The following is a 20,984-nucleotide window of genomic DNA, read 5'->3' as shown; positions in this document are numbered from 1 at the left end:
TCCAGACCGACGACCAGGAGACTGAGTGCACCGACCACCTCACCGTCACCGACGGAGGACCACGACCGGACGACCCTCACGCGGGCGCCTTCGGGACCGGCTCGTCCTCGGCGTCGCGACCCTCGTGGCGGTGCTCGTCGGGGCCGCGCCTGCCGTCGGCCAGTCGCTCAGTGACGGGACGCCCGTGACCGTCATGGGGCCGCCGGCCACGGTGCTGAGTGCCGATGCACACGGCCAGGGCCGTCTCGTCGAGGCGTTCGGGGACGTGCGCCGAGCACGCAATGTCGCCGTCATCGTGCCGGGTGTCGGCTGGACGGCTCCTCTGCTCAGTGACGAGCGCGGGGCTGGGCGCAGACATCCGGCGGTGCAGGCGCGCAGCCTCCTCGCCGCGATGGAGCGGCAGGCCCCTGGAACGCCGGCGGCGGTGGTGGTCTGGCTCGACTACGACCCACCGGCTGGGCTCAACGCGGACGCCGCTCGCTCCGAACGTGCCGTCGACGGGGCTCCCCGGCTGGCCGCCTTCGTCGACAGCCTCTCGCGCTCGGCCACGGTGAGCGTCGTGTGCCACAGCTACGGCTCGGTGGTGTGTGCCCACGCGGCCCCCCACCTTCGCATCTCTTCCCTCGTGGTCGTCGGCTCTCCGGGGATGGACGTGTGGAACCGTGCCGCCCTGCACACGACGGCGACCGTGTGGGCAGGCCTCGCCCCCGACGACCCGATCGGTGTCGTCCCCCACACGCGGGTGGAGGGGTTCGGCCACGCTGCCGACCCGACTGCAACCGCCTTCGGTGCCCGGGCGCTCCCGGTCGACGGCGCACACGGACACAACGGCTACCTCGTCGCGGGCACGGGATCCCTGCGCGCGATCGCTCAGATCGCGACAGGCCACGGCGCGACCGTGGCTGCACCGGCCCCGTAGCTCGGCGGCAGTACCCCCGGGCTCATTCGTCGTCGGGCTCGGCCTCCCCGGTCACCTGGGGGTCGACGGCGCGCGTCGCGGCGTCCTCGGGCAGCGGCGGGGGAGTGCCGCCCCACGCCGGGCACAGGGCCCGGTGGTCGCACCAGTCGCACAGCCGGCTCGGGCTCGGCCGCCAGTCACCGGTCGTCGCAGCTCGCTCGATCGCCTGCCACAGTGCCTTGACCTTGCGCTCGGTGCCGAGGAGGTCCTGCTCGTCAGGCTCGTAGGCGACGATCTCGCTGTTTCCGAGGTAGACCAGCTGCAGGCGCTTGGGCATGACACCGCGCTGTCGCCAGAGCACGAGTGCATAGAACTTCATCTGGAAGAGAGCCTTGGCCTCGAAGTGCTCGGAGGGCGAGCGCCCGGTCTTGTAGTCGACGACACGCATCGCGCCCCCCGGCGCCACGTCCAGGCGGTCGACGTAGCCGCGCAGGACGAGCCCGTCGATCTCGGTCTCGACGTAGAGCTCGCGCTCGGCAGGCTCGAGGCGGGTCGGGTCCTCGAGGCCGAACCACGTCTGCAGCAGCGTCGCGGCTCCGGCGAACCATTCGTCGGTGCGCCCGTCGTGCTCGGCGAGCAGGTCGAGCATGGCCGGCTCCTCGTCGGCCAGGCGCGCCCACTCCTGCGGCACGAGGCCCACCGCAGCCTCGATGGTGCGCTCGGTCGCGGGCAGGTCGAAGAGCCGCTCGAGGACGGCGTGCACGAGCGTGCCCCGGGCCGTCGCCTGCGTCGGCGGCGACGGGAGCTTGTCGATGACCCGGAAGCGGTAGAGCATCGGGCACGACATGAAGTCGGAGGCCCGACTCGGGGACAGCGCTGCAACCATGGGGCGACTGTATGCCGCAGCGGCGACACCGCCCGCCTGCGCCCACAGGCCACAGGCCACAGGCCGCGGACAGGTCCGGCACAGGGCGCCCCGCCACGCAGGGCATAGGGTCGGGTCCATGAGCACTCCCGTCCGCCCGGCCGCGGCCCACGGGTGGCGGATCGGCAGCCTCGCCGGGATCCCGGTGTATCTCGGCCGGTCCTGGCCGATCATCGCCGTGCTCATCGTCGTCGTCTTCGGGCCCAACCTCTCGCGGCCCGACCGCGGTGCCTCGTACGGCTACCTGCTGGCCGTAGGTTACGCCGTGCTCCTTCTCGTCTCGGTGCTCGTGCACGAGGCGTCCCACGCCCTTGCCGCTCTGTGGCGGGGTCATCCGGTCAGCCGGATCGTGATCGACGTCTGGGGCGGGCACACCGTCTACGACGCGACCCGCAGCTCGCCGACCACGACCGCACTCGTCGCCGTCGTGGGTCCGCTCTCCAACCTCGTCCTCGCCGGCGCGGTCTGGGGCGTCCGCGCCCTGACGACGAACGAGACGGCCCTGACCTTGCTCGGCATCGTCGCCTTCGCCAACCTCCTCGTCGGCCTCTTCAACCTGCTCCCCGGACTGCCGCTGGACGGCGGCCAGATCGTCAGCGCCCTGGTCTGGTGGGCCACCGGCAGCAAGGGCCGCGGTCTCGTCGCGGCCGGCTGGCTCGGCCGCGTCGTCGCAGTGCTGACCGTCGCGTGGTTCGCCCTGCGTCCCCTCGCCGAGGGGCGCTCACCCGAGATCTTCGACCTCGTCTGGCCCATGGCGATCGCCTTCTTCCTGTGGCAAGGCGCTTCGGGCGCCGTCCGCTCCGGGCACATCCACGAGGCGACCGCCGGCCTCGCGACCGACGTGCTCGAACCGCTGTCGCTCGTCGCGGGCACGACGTCGCTGGTGCAGGTCGAGGCGGAGCTGGCCGCTGGCGCCTGGGTGGCGGCGGCCGACCCCACCGGGTGGCCCCTCGGCGTCGTCGACGCGGACTCCGCCGCCGCCGTGCCGACCGAGGGACGCGATCGCACCGCCATCGCCTCCGTCACCGTGGCCCAGCCCGCGGCATGGGTCGTCGCCCTGCCCGCCGACGCCGTGCTGACGGATCTCATCCAGGTCATGAGCGCGCGGGAGCTGTCGCTCGCCGTCGTCGTCGACGAGGCGACGCGCGACATCCGCGGCCTGGCGAGCGCCGAGCGGATCAATGCCGTCGTGGGGGCCGGGCTGTCCCGCCGCGGTCGCCGCTGACCCCGCACGCCTCCGGTCACGACGACCTGGGGACCCACTCGATGACGTATGCCGTGTCGCGCGGAGCCGTCTGGCCCGCCAGGGGCGTGTGCGGCGTCCACATCCCCGCCGCGGTCCCGGACGTTGTCCACAGGACGGCGGCGCCGGCAGCGCGTCGTGCCGGTCACCCCTCACCGTTGGGCACAGGGCCCGACACGCGGGCCGGAGGGAGGCATCATGGCGACGAGACAGCCCACGACGAGCCGAACCGCGACGAGCGCCAGCCCTGACAGCCCCGCCGCGGGACGCAACGAGGTGGCCCTGACCGGGCGCCTGGCCGCCGAGGCCGAGGAGCGTGAGCTGCCGAGCGGTGACCGCATCGCCACGCTGCGCGTCGTCGTCCCACGCGAGCCGGCGGCCAGCAGACGCCGCGCCGCTGCCGACAGCCCCAAGCGGGCGACGGTCGACACCATCGACGTCGTGTGCTGGACGGCAGGGACGCGCCGCACCGCCATGCGCCTGCGCAGCGGTGACCTGGTCGAGGTCGAGGGCGCACTTCGCCGCCGGTTCTTCGGCGGACCTGCCGGCCGTCAGAGCCGCTACGAGGTCGAGGCGGTGGCGCTCCGGAGGGCGTCCGGAGGAGGTCTCGGCGCCACCTAGACTGTGCTCCCATGACCGACGCCGAGCAGCCCGCATCCGCGCAGTCCCACGTCACGGGTGCGCACGACCGCCGCGGCGTCTTCGAGGTCGGGGAGCGCATCCAGCTGACCGACCCCAAGGGGCGACTGCACACCATCACGCTCGAGCCCGGTCGCGAGTTCCACACCCATCGCGGCTTCCTCCGGCACGACGACCTCATCGGGTCCCACGACGGGTCCGTGGTGACGAACACCGCCGGCGTCGAGTACCTCGCACTGCGACCGTTGCTCAGCGACTACGTCATGTCGATGCCGCGCGGCGCGGCCGTCGTCTACCCCAAGGACTCGGGCCAGATCGTCCAGATGGCCGACATCTTCCCGGGCGCGACGGTCGTCGAGGCCGGTGTCGGCAGCGGTGCTCTGTCCATGTCACTCTTGCGTGCCATCGGGGAGCGTGGCCGGCTGCTGTCGTTCGAGCGTCGCGAGGACTTCGCCGACATCGCCCGTGGCAACGGTCGGGCGTTCTTCGGTGGGGACCACCCGGCCTGGACCGTCACGGTCGGCGACCTCGTCGAGTCCCTGCCGACCGTTGCCCCCGCCGGCACGGTCGACCGCGTCGTCCTCGACATGCTGGCCCCGTGGGAGTGCCTCGACGCCGTCTCCGAGGCCCTGATCCCGGGCGGCGTGCTCATCTGCTACGTCGCCACGACGACCCAGCTGAGCCGGGTCGCCGAGGGCATCCGTGCCCATGGCGGCTTCACCGAACCGTCCGCCTGGGAGTCCCTCGTGCGCGGGTGGCACCTCGAGGGCCTCGCGGTCCGTCCGCAGCACCGGATGCACGGACACACCGGCTTCCTCATCACGACGCGTCGCCTCGCCCCCGGCGTCGTCCCGCCCGAGCGCAAGCGCCGTCCCGCCAAGGGCGCCTACGCCGACGCGACCGAGTCAGGCGTGACCGGCGACACCGGGGTCGGCGCCGCTTCCGACGCCGGCGGAGAGCCCACGGTCGTCCCGGGATCGACCGCGTCGACCGACATCCCGGCGGACGCCTGGACGCCCGAGGCGCTCGGCGAGCGGGTCAAGAGCGACAAGACGATCCGACGCGTGCGCCGATCACTGGCTGAAACGTCCGACGACATCGGCTGACCCGGGGTTAGGGTCGAATCGTCACTATGTGCGAGTGACGAATCGAGGAGGCCGACATGTCGGATGACGTCCGCAACCCAGACCCCGAGCGTGCCGACGGCGCAGGAGTCCCCGGAGACCGCGAGCTCGCAGCCCTGCGCGCCGAGGTCGAGTCCTTGCGTGAGGTGGCGCGTCACTCGCCGCAGCGCACGCGTGAGCTCGAGGCACGGCTGGCCCACGTCCAGACGAGCCTGTCGACGCTGTCGTCGCAGAACGAGCGGCTGGTGCGCACGCTGAGGGACGCGCGCGAGCAGATCGTCACCTTGAAGCAGGAGGTCGACCGCCTCGCGCAGCCGCCGAGCACCTACGGCCTCGTCATCGACCCGCCCGACGACGGCGCGATCGACATCATCACCGGCGGACGCAAGATGCGTGTCGCGATCAGCCCGTCCGTCGACCAGCAGGACCTCGGGCTGGGCCGCGAGGTCATGCTCAACGAGGCCCTCAACGTCGTGTCCGTCCATGGCTACGAGCGGGTCGGCGAGGTCGTCACCGTCAAGGAGCGCATCGACCACGAGCGGGTGGTCGTGATCACCCACGGCGACGAGGAGCGCGTCTGCCGCATCGCGACCCCTCTTCTGGGGGAGCACATCCGTGTCGGGGACTCCCTCACGCTGGACCCACGGTCGAACTTCGTCCACGAGGTCATCCCGAAGCTCGAGGTCGAGGAGCTCGTCCTCGAGGAGGTCCCCGATGTCGACTACGAGGACATCGGTGGCCTCTCGGGACAGATCGAGCAGATCCGCGACGCCGTGGAGCTGCCCTTCCTGCACCCCGAGCTCTACAAGGAGCACGCCCTCAAGCCGCCGAAGGGTGTCCTGCTCTACGGCCCTCCCGGCTGCGGCAAGACCCTCATCGCCAAGGCCGTCGCCGCATCCCTCGCCCGTCAGGTCGCGGCGCGCACCGGCAAGGCGACCGAGAAGAGCTACTTCCTCAACATCAAGGGCCCAGAGCTGCTCAACAAGTACGTCGGCGAGACCGAGCGCCACATCCGGCTCATCTTCCAGCGCGCCCGTGAGAAGGCCTCGGACGGAACGCCGGTCGTCGTCTTCTTCGACGAGATGGACTCGCTGTTCCGCACGCGTGGCTCGGGCGTCTCGAGCGACGTCGAGACCACCATCGTGCCGCAGCTGCTCGCCGAGATCGACGGCGTCGAGCGCCTCGACAACGTCATCGTCATCGGGGCCTCCAACCGCGAGGACATGATCGATCCCGCCATCCTGCGGCCGGGGCGACTCGACGCCAAGATCAAGATCGAGCGGCCCGACGCCGAGAGCGCGCGCGACATCTTCAGCAAGTACCTCGTCGAGACGCTGCCGCTCCACGAGCACGACCTCGCCGTCAACGGGGGTGACCGCGAGGCCACCGTCGGGGCCATGATCACGGCCGCGGTCGAGCGGATGTACTCCGAGATGGAGGAGAACCGTTTCCTCGAGGTGACCTACCAGGGCGGTGACAAGGAGATCCTCTACTTCAAGGACTTCAACTCGGGCGCGATGATCCAGAACATCGTCGACCGGGCCAAGAAGCTGGCGATCAAGGACTTCCTCACGACCGGCCAGAAGGGCATCCGCGTCGAGCACCTCCTCGCGAGCTGCGTCGACGAGTTCAAGGAGAACGAGGACCTGCCCAACACGACCAACCCCGACGACTGGGCGCGGATCAGCGGCAAGAAGGGTGAGCGGATCGTCTACATCCGCACCCTCCTCAAGGGCAAGGACGGCACCGAGCCCGGCCGGTCCATCGCGACGGCCAACACGGGCCAGTACCTCTGAGACCGTGCGTATGCCGTGTGGCCCGGGTCTCCGGGCCACACGTGGCCTCTCGACGGGGTGGGAGCGGCCACACGTGGCCTCTCGACGGGGTGGGAGCGGCCACACGTGGCCTCTCGACGGTTGAGGAGGGGGCGGGGTGGCTAGCCGTGGTGTGGCGCGCGTGCTGGGCGGGGCGCGCGGGCTCGGCGGACGGCATACGCCCCCAGGGCGCGCCAGCCCAGCAGGAAGAGGGCGAGCACGACCGAGGCCACCACGACGAAGCTCAGGGCCGTGCCCGAGCCGACCGCGTGGCGCAGCAGCATGCCGACGAGGACGGTCGCGAACCAGACCGTGACCCCGGGCGCCACGTCGATCGGCCAGACGCCACGGACGACCCGGACGACGAGCCAACCGATGGCGGTCCCGACGAGGAAGGGCCACGCCGTCACCAGCGCGCCGAACACGGGACCCGACTCGTCGTGGCTGGCCCGCCCCACGCCTGCGAAGACGAGGACGAGCAGGACGTCGAGCAGGAGCGCGACCGCCGGGCGGCGCCACCAGGGGGATCGGCTCATGGCTGCGGGTCGAACGGGAGCTTTGCCTGCGGCGGCGCGTGGGTCGGGTCCACACCCTCGAAGAGCGAGCTGACCGAACGGCCGTGGTGGATGCGGCTGATCGTCTCGGCGAAGAGGGCCGAGACCGACCGCACCTTCAGCTCGGGCCAGCCGTGCGGCGGTGGGACCGTGTCGGTCGTGACGACCTCGGTCACGAACGGGTGGTCGCGGAGCCGTTCGACGGCCTTGCCGGCGAAGAGGCCGTGGGTGCAGACGATCGCGGCCTCGGTGGCGCCGGCGTCCTTGAGCCGGTCCATCAGCTCGAGCATCGAGCCACCGGTCGCGATCTCGTCGTCGAGGATGATGGCGCGCCGTCCGGACACGTCGCCCACGATCGAGTCGATGACGACCCGGTCGTCGGCCACGCGGCGCTTGGACCCGGCCGCCACGGGCAGCCCGAGCAGCCGGGCGAACTGGGTCGCGACCTTGGCGTTGCCGAGGTCAGGGCTGACGACGATCGAGTTGGTCAGGTCGTTGTCGCGGAAGTGGTCGGCCAGGACGCCGATGGCAGTGAGGTGGTCGACGGGCGTGGAGAAGAAGCCATGCACCTGCGGGGCGTGCAGCGCCATGGTCAGGACCCGGTGGCAGCCGGCCGTGGAGATCATGTCGGCGACGAGCCGGCCGCCCAGGGAGATGCGCGAGGCGTCCTTCTTGTCCGAACGTGCGTAGGCGTAGTGGGGCATCACGGCCGTGATCTGCGCCGCCGATGCACCACGCGCCGCGTCGATCATGAGGAGCAGCTCCATCAGGTGCTCCTGCGTCGGCGGCACGAGCGGCTGCACGATGTAGACGTCGCGCTGGCGGCAGTTCGCGAGCAGCTGTGCCTGGAGGCAGTCGTTGCTGAACCGTTTGATGTCGACGGGGGAGCGGGTCACCCCCAGGTAGGAGCAGATCCGGTCGGCCAGGGCGGGGTGCGCCGAGCCGCTGAAGACGACGACGTCGTTCACTTCGAGACCATCCCTCACGAGACTCGCGTGCGTTCGCAGACTAGCCGACCGTTCCGGGTCGCGCGTGGCGGGCGACCCACTGGGCGAGCTCGGCGCGGGCGGCACCGCCGACCCGGGTGGCTCCCGGGAAGCTCATGAAGCCGTGCGGGACGCGAGGGTAGTTCGTGTGTCGCACCTCGACGCCGGACGCCTGCAAGGCCTCGGCGTAGGCCGTGCCCTCGTCGCGCAGGGGGTCGAGGTCTGCCGTCTGGACGAGCGCGGGCGGCAGACCGCCCAGGTCCGGGGCGTGCAGGGGGGAGACGAGCGGGTCGACCGGGGCGAGCGCGTCGTCCGCGTCCCCGAGGTAGTGCGCGAGGAACAGGTCCATGTCGCTGCGGGTGAGGATCGGCGCCTGGGCGTGCTGGGCCACGGACGGCGAGCTCATCGTCGCATCGACGGCGGGATAGACGAGCGCCTGGTACCCCACGTGGGCGCCGCCGTCGGCGCGAAGCACCTGCGCGGTCACGGCCGCGAGGTTGCCGCCCGCGGAGTCGCCCGCGAGGCCGAGGCCCGAGTGCCGGATTCCGGCGCCCGAGGCGTCCGATGCGGCCCATCGGGCTGCGTCGACGCAGTCGTGCGCGGCCCGGGGCGCCCGGTGCTCGGGTGCGAGACGGTAGTCGACGTTGAGCACGGCCACCCGCGCCCGGTCGGCGACCCAGGCGCACAGTGGGTCGTAGCCCCGGGTGTTGCCGAGCACCCACCCGCCGCCGTGGAACCACAGCATCGCGGGCAGCACCTCGCTCCCGGTGTGTCGCGGTCGGTAGGTGCGGACCGCGACCTCGTGGCCGTCACGCGCCCGGAAGCTCGTGCCGCCGATCTCGACGCCGGCCGGAACCGATCCGGTGACCCAGGTGAAGGGGGCTCTGGCCGGAGCGAACCAGGCTCTGCTGCGGGCGATCGCGTCCGCCGACTGCATCCGTTCGACGCTGCGCGACCGGCTCAGGGCACGGGCGAGGAGCTTGGTGCGCAGGGGCATGTCCCACGAGTCGCTGACCGTCACGGCGTCAGTCTCGCACCGCTCGCGGGGGTCTCCCGTACCGGGCCACAGGCCCCGGACGGCGACGCTGCGACGAATCGAGCCTGACCTCGGGCAGGATTGGCCCATGCCCGGCGACTCGGAGAGGACGCAGCCCCCCACGGACGGGGACGGCTCGCGACCTGTCCAGCAGCCGGACGACACCACGGGGGAGACCATGCGCCGAACGGCGGAGCACGTGCACGACCAGCTCGACGGGCCCGACGAGCAGGGTCTGACTGCCCGAGAGCCCGTCGACGAGGGCGGTCCGGCTCCCGTCCCCGACGTGGAGGTCATCGAGCCGTCCATCCCCGAACGGGTCCGCCGTCCAGCCGACGGAGTGCGTCTGGCCGCCGCGGTCCTGCTGCTCGTGCTGGGGCTGCTCGTGGCCGACCTCGCTGCCGGCACCCGCGGCGCGGTGGAGCAGGACCTCACCGATGCCACGAGTGGGCTCCCGCGACTGCTGCTGACGCTCCTGGGCTGGATGAGTGGCATCGGCGTGCTGCTCCTGCCGATCGGCGTGGGTGCCGACCTGCTGGTGCGACGCCGGCCGATGCAGCTGATCCAGGCCCTGGGCGCCGCGGTCGTCGGCGGCGTCCTCGTCATCGTCCTGGCCATCCTCGTCCAGTCCGGCAACGGTGGATTCGTCACGGACGTGCTGACGCGGCCGACGTCGTCGGGGCGGACCGGCCCGCTCGACATCGTCATCGTCTCGATGCTCGCGCTGCTCACGGTCGCGGACATCTCCGGCCGCAAGTGGATCTCGCCCATCGCGACCACGGTCGTCATCGCGACGCTCGTCACCACCTTGCTCTCGGGCGCCCTGACACTCGCCGCCCTCGCCTGCTCGCTCGTCGTGGGCTGGATGGTCGGCCTCGCCTTCCGGCTGATCTTCGGGGTGACGTCCACCCGGCCGCCGGCCACCGAGGTGGCCGCGGTTCTCGTCGCGGGCGGCCTTCCCCTGACGCGGCTCGAGCTGATCGACGCGAACGACGCGGGTGACCGGCGCTACCTCGGTGCCGTCCCGGACGGCCAGCTCGACGTCCACGTCATCGACCGCGACACCTTCGGGCTCGCGTCCGGTCGCCGCCTGCTTCGCGTGCTGCGGCTGCGCAGCGGCTTCACGCGACCGCCGGCGCTCACGCTGCGTTCCGAGGTCGAGCACCGCACGCTGATGGGCCTGGCGTTCCACGACGCCGGCATCCGCGCCCCCAAGCCGGTCGCCGTCTCCGAGGTGGGGCCGTTCTCGGCCGTCATCGCCTACGACGAGCCGCAGGGCACGCCGCTCAGTGAGGTCGATGGTCAGCTCGACGACGCCCGGCTCGCCGCGATCTGGCGTCTCGCCGGCACACTGCACCGTCGACGTCTGGTCCATCGCCAGCTCGGGCCCTCGACGATCCTCGTCGACGACCGTGGCGGGGTCGCCCTCGCGAGCCTCGGCAGCGGTGACGTCGCCGCCGACGACCTCAGCCTGCGCATCGACCTGGCGCAGCTGCTCACCACGGTGGCACTCACCGTGGGGCCCGAACGCACCGTGGACTCCGCTGTCGCCGCGCTGGGCGAGGATGCCGTCCTCCGGGCGGTCCCCGTCCTGCAGCCCGTCGCGCTGAGCGCCGACGCCCGCGTCGCGCTCAAGGCGTCGAAGTCGGTCATGGGCGAGCTGCGTGAGCGCCTCGTCGCGCTCCGGCCGCAGGCCGAGGCTGTCGAGCCGGTGCAGCTGCGGCGGATCTCGGCCCGCGGTGTGGTCACACTCGTCGGCGGGGGTGTCGCCGGCTACGTCGTCCTGACCCAGCTCGCCCAGGTGAACCTCCGCCAGGTCGTGAGCACGGCCGACTGGCGCTGGGCGGCGCTCCTGCTCGTCTTCGCCGCTGCCACCTTCGCCGGTGCCTCGCTCGCCCTCGGCGGTGCGGTCCAGATCCGCCTGCGCTTCATCCGGACGTACATGACGCAGCTCGCCGTCGCCTTCAGCGGTCTCGTCGCACCGGCGGCCGTCGGAAACATCGCGCTCAACACGCGCTACCTCCAGACCTCCGGGCTGTCCCCGACGATCGCGGGGGCCAGCGTCGGAGTGGCCCAGGTGGCGCAGTTCTGCTCCTACTTCGTGCTGCTCGTCATCTCGGGAGTGCTAGCCGGCACCGGTCCCGCGGTCTCGTTCAGCCCGTCGCCGGTCCTCGTCGCCGGCATCCTCGTCGTGGTCATCCTCCTGCTCGGCGTGCTGGCCCTGCCGAAGGTCCGTGCGCTGCTCACCGACCGGGTCCTGCCGCAGGTCAAGTCGGCGGTGCCGCAGGTGCTCGCGGTGCTCCAGCACCCGGCCAAGCTCACCCAGCTGCTCGGTGGTGCCCTGCTGCTCGACATGTCCTTCGTCGCGGCCCTCGTCTGTGCGACGAGGGCCTTCGGAGCACAGGCACCCGTCGCCTCCATCGCCGTGGTCTACTTCGCCGGCGCGATCGTCGGATCGGCGGTCCCGACGCCGGGCGGGCTCGGCGGCATCGAGGCGGCGATGTCGTTCGGCCTGATCTCCATCGGCGTCGACAGCGGCACCGCCGTCTCGTCGGTCCTGCTCTACCGGCTTGCGACCTACTGGCTGCCCATCCCGTTCGGCTGGTTCTCGCTCAACCGGCTGCAGAAGGTGGGGGCCATCTAGCGGCCACCCCACGGCATACGCCCTCGGCTGGTGACGGACCGCGCGCGGCAGCGACGGCCCAGACGGTTATCGTCGCCCCATGACGGTGCGGCGGATCATGGGGCTGGAGACCGAGTACGGCATCTCGGTGCCGGGCGACCCGATGGCCAACCCGATGTTCCTCTCGGGCCAGGTCGTCAGCGTGTATGCCGCGGCCCAGGGGATCCGCTCCAACCAGTCGAGCTGGGACTACGCGTTCGAGGACCCGCTGCGTGACGCGCGTGGCTGGCAGCTCGACCGGCAGACCGCCGACCCGAGCCAGCTCACCGACATCGAGGACCCGACCCTCGCCAACGTCGTGCTCACCAACGGGGCCCGCTACTACGTCGACCACGCCCATCCGGAGTACAGCTCGCCCGAGGTGACCCTGCCGCGCGACGCCGTCACGTGGGACCGCGCCGGTGACGCCATCGCGCTCGAGTCGGTCCGCCTGATCGCCGCGCGCCCCGGGCAGCCGCCGGTGAACCTCTACAAGAACAACGCCGACGGCAAGGGCCAGTCCTACGGCACCCACGAGAACTACCTCATGCCCCGGCGCACGCCCTTCCCCGAGATCGTCCGCGGCCTCATCCCGTTCTTCGTGACGCGCCAGGTCGTCTGCGGCGCCGGCCGGGTCGGGCTGGGGGTCGACAGCCGGGGGGCGGGTTACCAGATCGCCCAGCGCGCCGACTTCTTCGAGACCGAGGTCGGGCTCGAGACCACGCTCAAGCGCCCGATCATCAACACCCGCGACGAGCCCCACGCCGTGGCGGACCGCTACCGGCGCCTGCACGTCATCATCGGCGACGCCAACCACCTCGATGTCGCGTCACTGCTCAAGACCGGAACGACCTCGCTCGTGCTCGGCATGATCGAGGACGGACACCTCACCGAGGACTGGTCCGTCCGGCGCCCCGTGGCCGCTCTCCAGACCATCTCGCACGACCCGTCGCTCGCGGCCACCGTCGAGCTCGTCGACGGCCGCACCGTGACCGCCCTCGACGTGCAGTGGATGTACCTCGAGGCCGCCCGCACCTGGTTGGACCGGCGCGGCGACGACCCCGAGCCCGAGGCGACGGCGGAGGTCATGGGGCTCTGGGAGGAGGTCCTCAGCGGCCTCGGGCGGGACGTCATGTCGTGCGCCCCGCTGCTCGACTGGGTGGCCAAGCTGAAGCTCCTCGAGGGCTACCGCGCCCGCGACGGCCTGTCCTGGGACGACCACCGGCTCGCCGCCATCGACATCCAGTGGGCCGACGTGCGGCCGGAGAAGGGCCTCGTCCACCGGCTGCGGGACCGCGGCATGCTCCGCGACCTCGTGGCACCGGAGGCGGTCAAGGAGGCCCAGACCACGCCCCCCGAGGACACCCGCGCCTGGTTCCGCGGTGAGTGCGTGCGGCGTTTCACCTCACAGGTGTTCTCGGCCAGCTGGGACTCCGTGGTCTTCGACGTGCCGGGCCACGCCAGCCTGCAGCGCGTGCCGATCCTCGAACCCGAGCGCGGCACCCGGGCGCAGGTGGGCGCCCTGCTCGAGCAGAGCGCCGACGTCGGTGAGCTGCTCCGCGGGCTGGCCACGCCGGAGTAGCCGCCGTCGTTGCAGCTGGGTGCTCGGACGGCGGGGTCTGCACGGGTTAGGGTCGGGTCACGAGGTCCAACACGTCTGGGAGGTAGCCATGCCGGGTCAGGAGCACGTCAAGCCGCAGCGTCGTGACGAGGAGCCGCCGGAGACACCGGAGGCGCCCCCGACCGCGCCCGCCGGAGCTGCCGTCAAGGAGGGCCTGTCCGACGACATCGACAGCGTCCTCGACGAGATCGACGGCGTCCTGGAGTCCAACGCCGAGGAGTTCGTCCGGGGCTTCGTGCAGAAGGGCGGCCAGTGACCCAGCCGTCCACGGGACGATCGCGGCAGATCGACGACGCCTTCCTCCGGGCAGGCTCCTCGTCGTTCACCGAGTTCGTCTCCGCCTACCGTCCCGAGCTGCTGCCGGCGGGCCGGCGCCTGCCGTCCGGTGCGAGCATCGAGGCACCGCACGGCACGACGATCGTGTCCCTCCTCTTCGACGGTGGGGTCGTCATGGCCGGCGACCGCCGAGCCACCATGGGCAACGTCATCGCCAACCGTGACATGGAGAAGGTCTTCGCGGCCGACGACTACAGCGTGGTGGGCATCGCCGGCACCGCCGGCATCGCCATCGAGCTCGTCCGGCTCTACCAGGTCGAGCTCGAGCACTACGAGAAGATCGAGGGCGCCATCATGTCGCTTGAGGGCAAGGCCAACCGCCTCGCCTCGATGATCCGGGGCAACCTCGGGCTCGCGATGCAGGGACTGACGGTCGTGCCCACGTATGCCGGCTTCGACCTCGAGTCGGCCACCGGGCGCATCTACTCCTACGACGTCACGGGCGGGTGCTACGTCGAGGGCGGCCACCACTCGACGGGTTCGGGTTCGATGTTCGCCAGAGGTGCCCTCAAGAAGCTGTGGCGTCCGGGCCTCGAGGAGCAGCAGGCCATCTCGGTCGCCCTCGAGGCGCTCTACGACGCCGCCGACGACGACTCGGCCACCGGCGGTCCCGACCTCGGCCGCCAGATCTGGCCCACCGTGGCCATCGTCGACCACTCGGGCGCCCGCTTCGTCGGGCAGGACGTGCTCGAGGCACATGTCGAGCGCATCGTCTCCGCCCGCCGTGACAACCCGGGGGGTGCGCGATGAGCATGCCGTTCTACGTGCCGCCCGAGCAGGTCATGAAGGACCGGGCGGACTTCGCGCGCAAGGGAATCGCGCGCGGCCGCTCTGTCATCGTCCTCGGCTACGACCGCGGCATCGCGTTCGTCGCCGAGAACCCCTCGCGCGCCCTGCACAAGGTGTCCGAGATCTACGACCGCATCGCCTTCGCGGCCGTCGGGCGCTACAACGAGTTCGAGAGCCTGCGGGTCGCGGGCATCCGCTACGCCGACCTGCGCGGCTACTCGTACGACCGCACCGACGTCACGGCTCGGGCGCTGGCCAACACGTACGCCCAGACGCTCGGGGCCGTCTTCACCCAGGAGTCCAAGCCGTTCGAGATCGAGATCGTCGTGGCCGAGGTCGGCGTCGACGCCGACAGCGACCAGATCTTCCGGCTGACCTACGACGGGTCGGTCGCCGACGAGCAGGGCTTCGTGGCCATGGGGGGCGCGAGCGACGCGGCCGAGGAGCGGCTCGGCACAGGATGGCGACCGGGCATGACCCTGAGCGAGGTCCTGCGGCTCGCCGTCGATGTGCTCGGCGCCGGCGAGAACGGCGAGCGCCGGGCCCTGGACGAGGCCCAGCTCGAGGTGGCCGTGCTCGACCGCGACCGCCCGCGACGCTCGTTCCGGCGCATCGTCGGTCCGGTGCTCACCCGACTGCTCGGCGAGCCACGCGAGACGACCGATGCGCCGGCCGGCCTGCTGGGCTCGGGCGCGACTTCGTCACCTGAAGATCCCACGCCGACAGGGGAGCCGCCCGAAGGTCGGGGCCCCGGGACGCCCACGGCCTGAGTCTCACCTGCTCCGTCTCGAGAGGGGTGGACACGACGAAGGCCGCCCCCCAGCGGTGGGCGGCCTTCGTCGTGCTCGGGCTGCGCATCCAGGCGGCGGCCTGCGTCGTCAGCGGCGCGTGGCGCCGACCTCGTCGCCGGTGTCCTGGAGCTGCTCGTCGTCCTGCTCGTGGTCCTGCTCGTGGTCCTGGTCGTCGAGCTCGGCCGGCTCAGCCGCGGTGTCCACGCCCTCGGACCCGGCGACCTCGGACCCGGGGCCCTCGTCCACGTCGGCCGCAGGTTCCGCGGACTCGTGCACCGGGGCGGGAACAGACTGCTCGGCGTCGGCGACCTCGGAGGGCTGGGCGGCCTTGGTCGGAGCGCCCAGGCCCTGCACCAAGGTCCCGGCACCCAGGGTGGCGAGCATCTGACGGACGTTGCTCAGCTGCGCGCTGATGCTGTCGCGCTGGGCCGAGGCCGCGGCCAGCTCGCGGTCGGACTCCTCACGCACCCGCGACGCGTGGTCGCGGGCCTCGGACACGATCTGGTCGGCCTGCGCCTCGGCGTTCTGGAGCAGCTGCTCGGCCCTCGCGCGCATCTCCTGCGCGTCGTGCTCGGCCCGCTCGGTGAGCTGGCGCAGCCGGGACTCGCTCTCGGTCAGGGCTGCCTCCTGCTGCCGGCGGCGCGCCTCGAACTCCGCGTCGGCCGACTCGCGGCGGGCGGCGAGCGTGACCTCGAGCTCCGCCGACGCCGTGGAGGCCTTGAGGCGGTGGGCCTCGAACTCCGCAGCGAGCTCCTGGCGCTGTGCGGCCGTGACGCTCTGGGCCTCGGCGACGACGGCCTGGGCCTCCCGGTTGGCCTGGGCGATGATGCGCACGGCTTCCTCGTCCGCGCGGGCGCGAGCCTGCTCGGCATACGACGTCGTGGTCGCCTTGAGCTCGGCGGCTGCACGCGTGGCGCGCTCGCGGATCTCGTCGGCCTCCGCACCGGCGCGGGTGCGCATCTCGGCTGCCTCCTGGTCGGCGAGCGACAGGATCTGGGCGATGCGCTCACCGAGGTCGGTGAACGCCTGACCCGGCGCCGGAGCGCTCTTCTTCAGGTCGGCCATGACCCGCGACTGCTGGCCGAGCTGGCCTCGCAGGTCGGCCAGGGCAGCGTTGAGCTTGGTCAGCTCCACGCTGCGCTCTGCAGCGTCCTTCTTGGCTGCCTGGAGCGTGCGGTTCTGCGACTCGATGAAGGAGTCGACCTCTTCGGGCTCGTAGCCGCGGCGGGAGAACTTGAAGTGTGGTCTGTCGATCATGACCGTCCAATGCAGGGGCAGGGGCTGGGGAGGGGTGGACCTCGCCATCTTGGCAGGCATCGGAACAAAAGGCCCAGCGCAGCCACGCCCGCAAGGGAGACTGGTCAGTGCAGGCGGACGCGCGGGTCGAGGACGGCATAGAACATGTCGACGACGATGTTGGCCACGACGACCGCGAACGAGGCGAAGAGCACGATCCCGATGATGACCGGGAGGTCCTGCTGGTTGATGGCGTCGATCGACGTCTTGCCGAGGCCGGGCAGGCTGAACACCGTCTCGGTGACGACGACGCCGCCGACGAGGGCCCCCACGTCGATGCCGAACTGGGTGACCACCGGGGTCATGGCCGAGCGGAGCGCGTGCCGGGTGATGACGCGGCTCTCACGGATGCCCTTGGAGCGCGCCGTGCGGACGTAGTCCTCGCCGAGGACCTCGAGCATCGAGGCCCGGGTGAGGCGGGTGTACGTGGCAGCCGAGACGAGCGCGAGGGTGAACCACGGCAGGATGAGGTGCTGCACCCATGGCCCCAGGCCCTCGCTGAGCGGGGCGTAGCCGCCCGCCGGGAAGATCGGGTAGCCCGCCACGGTGAGCTGGTAGTAGAGGAAGAAGAGCAGCAGCAGTCCGAGGAAGAACGTCGGCATCGAGTAGAAGAAGAGCGAGAAGACCGTCAACGACCGGTCGGTGAACGACCGGGGCCGGATCGCGGAGACCACGCCGTTGAAGACCCCCATGACGAGCCAGATGATGGCTCCGCCGACGACGAGGCTCAACGTGATCGGCAGGGCCTGCGCCATGATCGTCGTGACGGGCACCTGGTGGTAGTAGTCGTAGCCGAGGTCCCCGCGCAGCGCCTTGCCGAGGAAGTCGAGGTACTGCTTCCAGATCGGCTGGTCCAGGCCCAGCCGGGCCGAGATCAGCGCCACCGTCTCAGGGGTGGCCTGACGTCCGGCGAGCGTCCGGGCCACGTCGTTCGGCGCGACGAAGAAGAGGGCGAACACGGCCAGCGAGATGAGCCACATGATGAGCAGCCCGAGAGCCAGCCTGCGGACGAGGAAGCGCAACATGGGTCAGCCCCTCACTCGAAGATCCGGTCGCTGCGCGGGTCGAAGGCGTCGCGCACGCCGTCACCGAACAGGTTGAAGGCCAGGGTGGTCAGCAGCAGGGCCGCGCCGGGGAAGACCATGAACCACCACGACGTCGTGTAGTAGTTCTGGGCGTCGCTGATCATCCCGCCCCAGTCGGCGGTGGGCGGAGCCAGGCCCAGACCGAGGTAGGACAGGGTCGCCTCCACGACGATGACGACGGGGATGAGCAGCGACGCGTAGACGATGATCGGGGCGAGGATGTTGGGCAGGATGTCGACGAACATGATCCGGCGGTCCGAGGCGCCGAGCGACCGCGCCGCCTCGACGAACTCCCTCTCGCGCAGGGACAGGACCTGACCTCGGACGATGCGGGCCACGGACGCCCAGCTGAAGAACCCGATGACGAGCACGGTCACGAGCAGGCTCGGGCCGGTGATCGACACGAGGGCGATGGCCACCAGCAGGAACGGGATGGACAGCACGATGTCGATGAGCCGCGCGAGCAGGGTGTCGACCACGCCGCCGAGGTAGCCGGCCGCCAGCCCGACGACGACGCCGATGATCACGGTCAGGAGCGTTGCGGCAACTCCGACGAGCAGCGAGATCCTCGCGCCGTAGGCGATGCGGACGAAGATATCGCGGCCGAGGTCGTCGGTGCCCAGCCAGAACGTCGAGTTCGGGGGAAGGGGGAGCCCGTCGGCTGAGAGTCCAATCTCGCGGTACTGCTCGTTCGGCGGGTGCCCGGTGACGGCGGTGGTCAACGGTGCGAAGACGGCGAGCAGGATGATCAGTCCGATGATGACGAGGGAGACCATCGCAACCCGGTCGCGACGCAGTCGCTGCCACGCGAGCACCCACGGGCTTCGCCCCTCGATGTGACGGGACGCGACGGGACGCTCATCGGCTGCTTCTGGGCTGAGGAACGGAGGGGCCTCCGCTTCCGGTTCCAGGTCGGTCAGCCGGGGGGCCGTGGGGTCCATGGGGTCGTGCGGGGGGACGATGCTCATCGTGACTCACCTCCGGACTCGGGCGCCGGGCTGCCGGCGTCGTGCGACAAGGTGGCGTCACCGACCATCTCCGAAGCGTCGATGTCGGGGCGGGCCAGCGAGAGGTCCTCACCGATGCTCAGCGGGTGGTGGCAGGCAGTGGAATGGTCGAGCTCGTCGCCGAGCACCGGCACCAGTGGCGGCTCCGACGTGACGCAGTCCTGACGTGCCTTGGGGCACCGGGTGTGGAAGCGGCACCCCGACGGCGGGTCCGTCGGTGTCGGGAGGTCCCCGACGAGGACGATCTGCTCTCGGCTGTCGGCCAGGTCCGGGTCGGGCACCGGGAGGGCCGACAGCAGCGATCGCGTGTACGGGTGCCTCGTCGTGCTGAACAGCTCGGGCGTGGGGGCGGTCTCGACGACCTTGGCGAGATACATGACCGCGATGCGGTCGCTGACGTGGCGCACGACCGACAGGTCGTGGGTGATGAAGAGGTAGGTCAGGGCGAACTCGTCCTGCAGGTCGATGAGCAGGTTGATGATCTGGGCCTGGATCGAGACGTCGAGCGCCGACACGGGCTCGTCGCAGATGACGAGCTTGGGACGCAGGGCCAGGGCCCGCGCCACGCCGATGCGTTGCCGCTGGCCGCCGGAGAACTCCGCGGGGAAGCGGTTGTAGTGCTCGGGGTTGAGCCCGACGGTAGCCATGAGGTCCTGCACCTTGGCCTTGAGGTCGCGACGGGTCGCCGTGCCGTGGATGACGAAGGGGTCCCCGATGATGGCGCCGACCCGACGGCGCGGGTTCAGCGACCCGTAGGGGTCCTGGAAGATCATCTGGACGTCTCTGCGGACGGTCCTCATGTCGCGACGGTCGAGATGCGTGATGTCGCGCCCGTCGAACCAGACGGAGCCGCTGGTGATCTCGTACAACCGGGCCATGCAGCGCGCCAGGGTCGACTTGCCGCAGCCGGTCTCCCCGACCAGGCCGAGGGTCTCCCCGGGCTGGATCTCGAGCGTCACGTCGTCGACGGCGTGCACCTGTGCCACGTCTCGACGCCAGAGGCCACCGGAGCGAACCGGAAAGGACTTCGTCAGCCTGTCGACGCGCAGGAGTGGTTCGGTCATGGCGACACCTCATCGGCCGTCATGGAGGCACCTTCCGTCGTGGGTCGGCTCAGCGGCTCTGCGGCGCCCGCCTGAATTCGCTCGAGATCGCCTTGCGCGCGCGCCGACCGCAGCGCCTCACGCTCGGACAGGACGGTGGGGAGCCAGCAGGCGGAGTCGTGGTCGGGGTCGTCGAACACCCGACGCAGTGGCGGCGTCTCACTCCGGCACCGGTCGAACGCATACGGGCACCGCGGCGCGAAGGGGCACCCCTGGGGGAGGTCGATGAGCGACGGCGGCACGCCGAGGATGGGGGTGAGCCGCGCCCGCACGCCGCCCTGCGCGGGAAGCGAACCGAGCAGGCCCTCGGTGTAGGGGTGGTGGTTGGCGTAGAAGAGCGTGCGCCGGGGCGCCCGCTCCATCGCCGCCCCGGCGTACATGACCACCACCTCGTCGGACATCTCCGCGACGACGCCGAGGTCGTGGGTGATGAGGATGATGGCGGTGCCGAACTCCTCCTGGAGGCGGCGCATCACCGAGAGGACCTGGGCCTGCACGGTGACGTCGAGGGCCGTGGTCGGCTCGTCGGCGATGAGCAGGACCGGGTTGAGTGCCATCGCCATGGCGATCATGACCCGCTGACGCATCCCACCGGAGAACTGGTGAGGGTAGTCGTCGATCCGGCTCTGGGCGTGTGGGATCCCGACCACGGCGAGCAGCTCGGCAGCGCGTCGACGCGCAGCGTCCGTCGACACTCCCCGGTCGTGGGCGCGGATCATCTCGACGATCTGCCAGCCGACCTTGTAGTAGGGGTGCAGGCTCGAGAGCGGGTCCTGGAAGATCATGCCGATGCGCGCCCCCCGGATCCCGCGAAGGACCTCTGGGGAGGCACCGATGAGCTCGGTCCCGTCGAAGCGCGCCGACCCGGTCACCCGGGCGCCGGTCGTCAGGCCGGTGATGGTCTGCGTGGCCACGCTCTTGCCCGAGCCGGACTCGCCGACGATGGCGAGGGTGGACCCGCGGTCGACGTCGAAGGAGAGCCCGCGCACCGCCTCCAACACCCCGTCCGGGGTGTTGAAGGCGACGCGCAGGTCACGGACCTCGAGGAGGGACATGGTGGCTTCGCCCCGGTTCC

General features: G+C 71.2%; 19 protein-coding genes. 10 read left to right on the top strand and 9 right to left on the bottom strand.

Features of this window, described 5'->3' with window-relative positions; all coding sequences use genetic code 11:
* The first annotated feature begins 25 nt into the window (after positions 1-25).
* Complete coding sequence (locus tag AC1DIW_RS19050) at positions 26-919, top strand: alpha/beta hydrolase (protein ID WP_478110157.1); 894 nt, start codon at positions 26-28, stop codon at positions 917-919.
* A gap of 22 nt (positions 920-941) precedes the next feature.
* Here AC1DIW_RS19050 and AC1DIW_RS19045 read toward each other — a convergent pair whose 3' ends face one another.
* Positions 942-1,784 carry a RecB family exonuclease gene (locus AC1DIW_RS19045; RefSeq protein WP_442279523.1) on the bottom strand — a complete coding sequence of 281 codons (843 nt, stop codon included), beginning with the start codon at positions 1,782-1,784 and terminating at the stop codon, positions 942-944.
* Between the two features lie 118 nt (positions 1,785-1,902).
* Between AC1DIW_RS19045 and AC1DIW_RS19040 the strand changes: the two genes are divergently transcribed.
* From AC1DIW_RS19040 to arc, 4 genes are all read left to right on the top strand, one after another.
* Complete coding sequence (locus AC1DIW_RS19040; RefSeq protein WP_478110155.1) at positions 1,903-3,048, top strand: M50 family metallopeptidase; 1,146 nt, start codon at positions 1,903-1,905, stop codon at positions 3,046-3,048.
* A gap of 216 nt (positions 3,049-3,264) precedes the next feature.
* Positions 3,265-3,687: a single-stranded DNA-binding protein gene (locus tag AC1DIW_RS19035; RefSeq protein WP_442279525.1), complete on the top strand. Its 423-nt coding sequence runs from the start codon at positions 3,265-3,267 to the stop codon at positions 3,685-3,687.
* Between the two features lie 11 nt (positions 3,688-3,698).
* Positions 3,699-4,811, top strand: a complete 1,113-nt coding sequence (locus AC1DIW_RS19030; protein WP_442279526.1) for a tRNA (adenine-N1)-methyltransferase — start codon at positions 3,699-3,701, stop codon at positions 4,809-4,811.
* A 56-nt stretch (positions 4,812-4,867) separates the two neighbouring features.
* A complete protein-coding gene (gene arc, locus AC1DIW_RS19025; RefSeq protein WP_442279527.1) occupies positions 4,868-6,625 on the top strand; it encodes a proteasome ATPase in 1,758 nt (585 codons plus the stop codon).
* A gap of 140 nt (positions 6,626-6,765) precedes the next feature.
* On the opposite strand, the gene AC1DIW_RS19020 is transcribed toward arc, so the two are convergent.
* From AC1DIW_RS19020 to AC1DIW_RS19010, 3 genes are read right to left on the bottom strand one after another with little or no spacing between them, the layout of a single operon-like run.
* Positions 6,766-7,179, bottom strand: a complete 414-nt coding sequence (locus tag AC1DIW_RS19020) for a DUF3054 domain-containing protein (RefSeq protein WP_478110153.1) — start codon at positions 7,177-7,179, stop codon at positions 6,766-6,768.
* On the bottom strand, positions 7,176-8,165 hold the full coding sequence (locus AC1DIW_RS19015; protein ID WP_442279529.1) for a ribose-phosphate diphosphokinase: 990 nt from the start codon (positions 8,163-8,165) through the stop codon (positions 7,176-7,178). Before AC1DIW_RS19015 ends, AC1DIW_RS19020 begins: the two co-directional genes overlap by 4 nt.
* A gap of 40 nt (positions 8,166-8,205) precedes the next feature.
* Complete coding sequence (locus tag AC1DIW_RS19010; RefSeq protein WP_478110151.1) at positions 8,206-9,204, bottom strand: alpha/beta hydrolase; 999 nt, start codon at positions 9,202-9,204, stop codon at positions 8,206-8,208.
* Positions 9,205-9,307: 103 nt separating this feature from the next.
* Here AC1DIW_RS19010 and AC1DIW_RS19005 point away from each other — a divergent pair, with 103 nt between their 5' ends.
* The 5 genes from AC1DIW_RS19005 to prcA all read left to right on the top strand — a co-directional run bounded on the left by AC1DIW_RS19005 (position 9,308) and on the right by prcA (position 15,397).
* Positions 9,308-11,863 (top strand): lysylphosphatidylglycerol synthase domain-containing protein, encoded by a 2,556-nt coding sequence (locus AC1DIW_RS19005; protein WP_478110149.1) that lies wholly within the window; start codon positions 9,308-9,310, stop codon positions 11,861-11,863.
* A gap of 79 nt (positions 11,864-11,942) precedes the next feature.
* A complete protein-coding gene (dop, locus tag AC1DIW_RS19000; protein ID WP_442279532.1) occupies positions 11,943-13,463 on the top strand; it encodes a depupylase/deamidase Dop in 1,521 nt (506 codons plus the stop codon).
* A gap of 88 nt (positions 13,464-13,551) precedes the next feature.
* Positions 13,552-13,758: a ubiquitin-like protein Pup gene (locus AC1DIW_RS18995; RefSeq protein WP_056756869.1), complete on the top strand. Its 207-nt coding sequence runs from the start codon at positions 13,552-13,554 to the stop codon at positions 13,756-13,758.
* Positions 13,755-14,588 carry a proteasome subunit beta gene (prcB, locus tag AC1DIW_RS18990; RefSeq protein WP_478110147.1) on the top strand — a complete coding sequence of 278 codons (834 nt, stop codon included), beginning with the start codon at positions 13,755-13,757 and terminating at the stop codon, positions 14,586-14,588. The genes AC1DIW_RS18995 and prcB overlap by 4 nt, the downstream gene beginning before the upstream one ends.
* A complete protein-coding gene (gene prcA, locus AC1DIW_RS18985; RefSeq protein WP_478110145.1) occupies positions 14,585-15,397 on the top strand; it encodes a proteasome subunit alpha in 813 nt (270 codons plus the stop codon). Before prcB ends, prcA begins: the two co-directional genes overlap by 4 nt.
* A gap of 108 nt (positions 15,398-15,505) precedes the next feature.
* Here the strand turns inward: prcA and AC1DIW_RS18980 are convergent, their stop codons facing one another.
* From AC1DIW_RS18980 to AC1DIW_RS18960, 5 genes are all read right to left on the bottom strand, one after another.
* On the bottom strand, positions 15,506-16,675 hold the full coding sequence (locus AC1DIW_RS18980) for a hypothetical protein (RefSeq protein ID WP_478110143.1): 1,170 nt from the start codon (positions 16,673-16,675) through the stop codon (positions 15,506-15,508).
* Between the two features lie 104 nt (positions 16,676-16,779).
* Positions 16,780-17,739, bottom strand: coding sequence for an ABC transporter permease (locus tag AC1DIW_RS18975; protein WP_478110141.1), 960 nt, complete (start codon positions 17,737-17,739; stop codon positions 16,780-16,782).
* Between the two features lie 11 nt (positions 17,740-17,750).
* Entirely contained in the window at positions 17,751-18,767 is a 1,017-nt protein-coding gene (locus AC1DIW_RS18970) for an ABC transporter permease (RefSeq protein ID WP_478110139.1), read from the bottom strand.
* Positions 18,764-19,870 (bottom strand): ABC transporter ATP-binding protein, encoded by a 1,107-nt coding sequence (locus tag AC1DIW_RS18965; RefSeq protein ID WP_478110138.1) that lies wholly within the window; start codon positions 19,868-19,870, stop codon positions 18,764-18,766. Before AC1DIW_RS18965 ends, AC1DIW_RS18970 begins: the two co-directional genes overlap by 4 nt.
* Complete coding sequence (locus AC1DIW_RS18960; RefSeq protein ID WP_478110136.1) at positions 19,867-20,964, bottom strand: ABC transporter ATP-binding protein; 1,098 nt, start codon at positions 20,962-20,964, stop codon at positions 19,867-19,869. Before AC1DIW_RS18960 ends, AC1DIW_RS18965 begins: the two co-directional genes overlap by 4 nt.
* Positions 20,965-20,984 lie beyond the last annotated feature (20 nt).

The sequence above is a fragment of the Terrabacter sp. 01T434 genome (assembly GCF_056398545.1).
The sequence above is the reverse complement of the archived record's forward strand: the minus strand, read 5'-3'. Positions and strand labels throughout refer to the sequence as shown.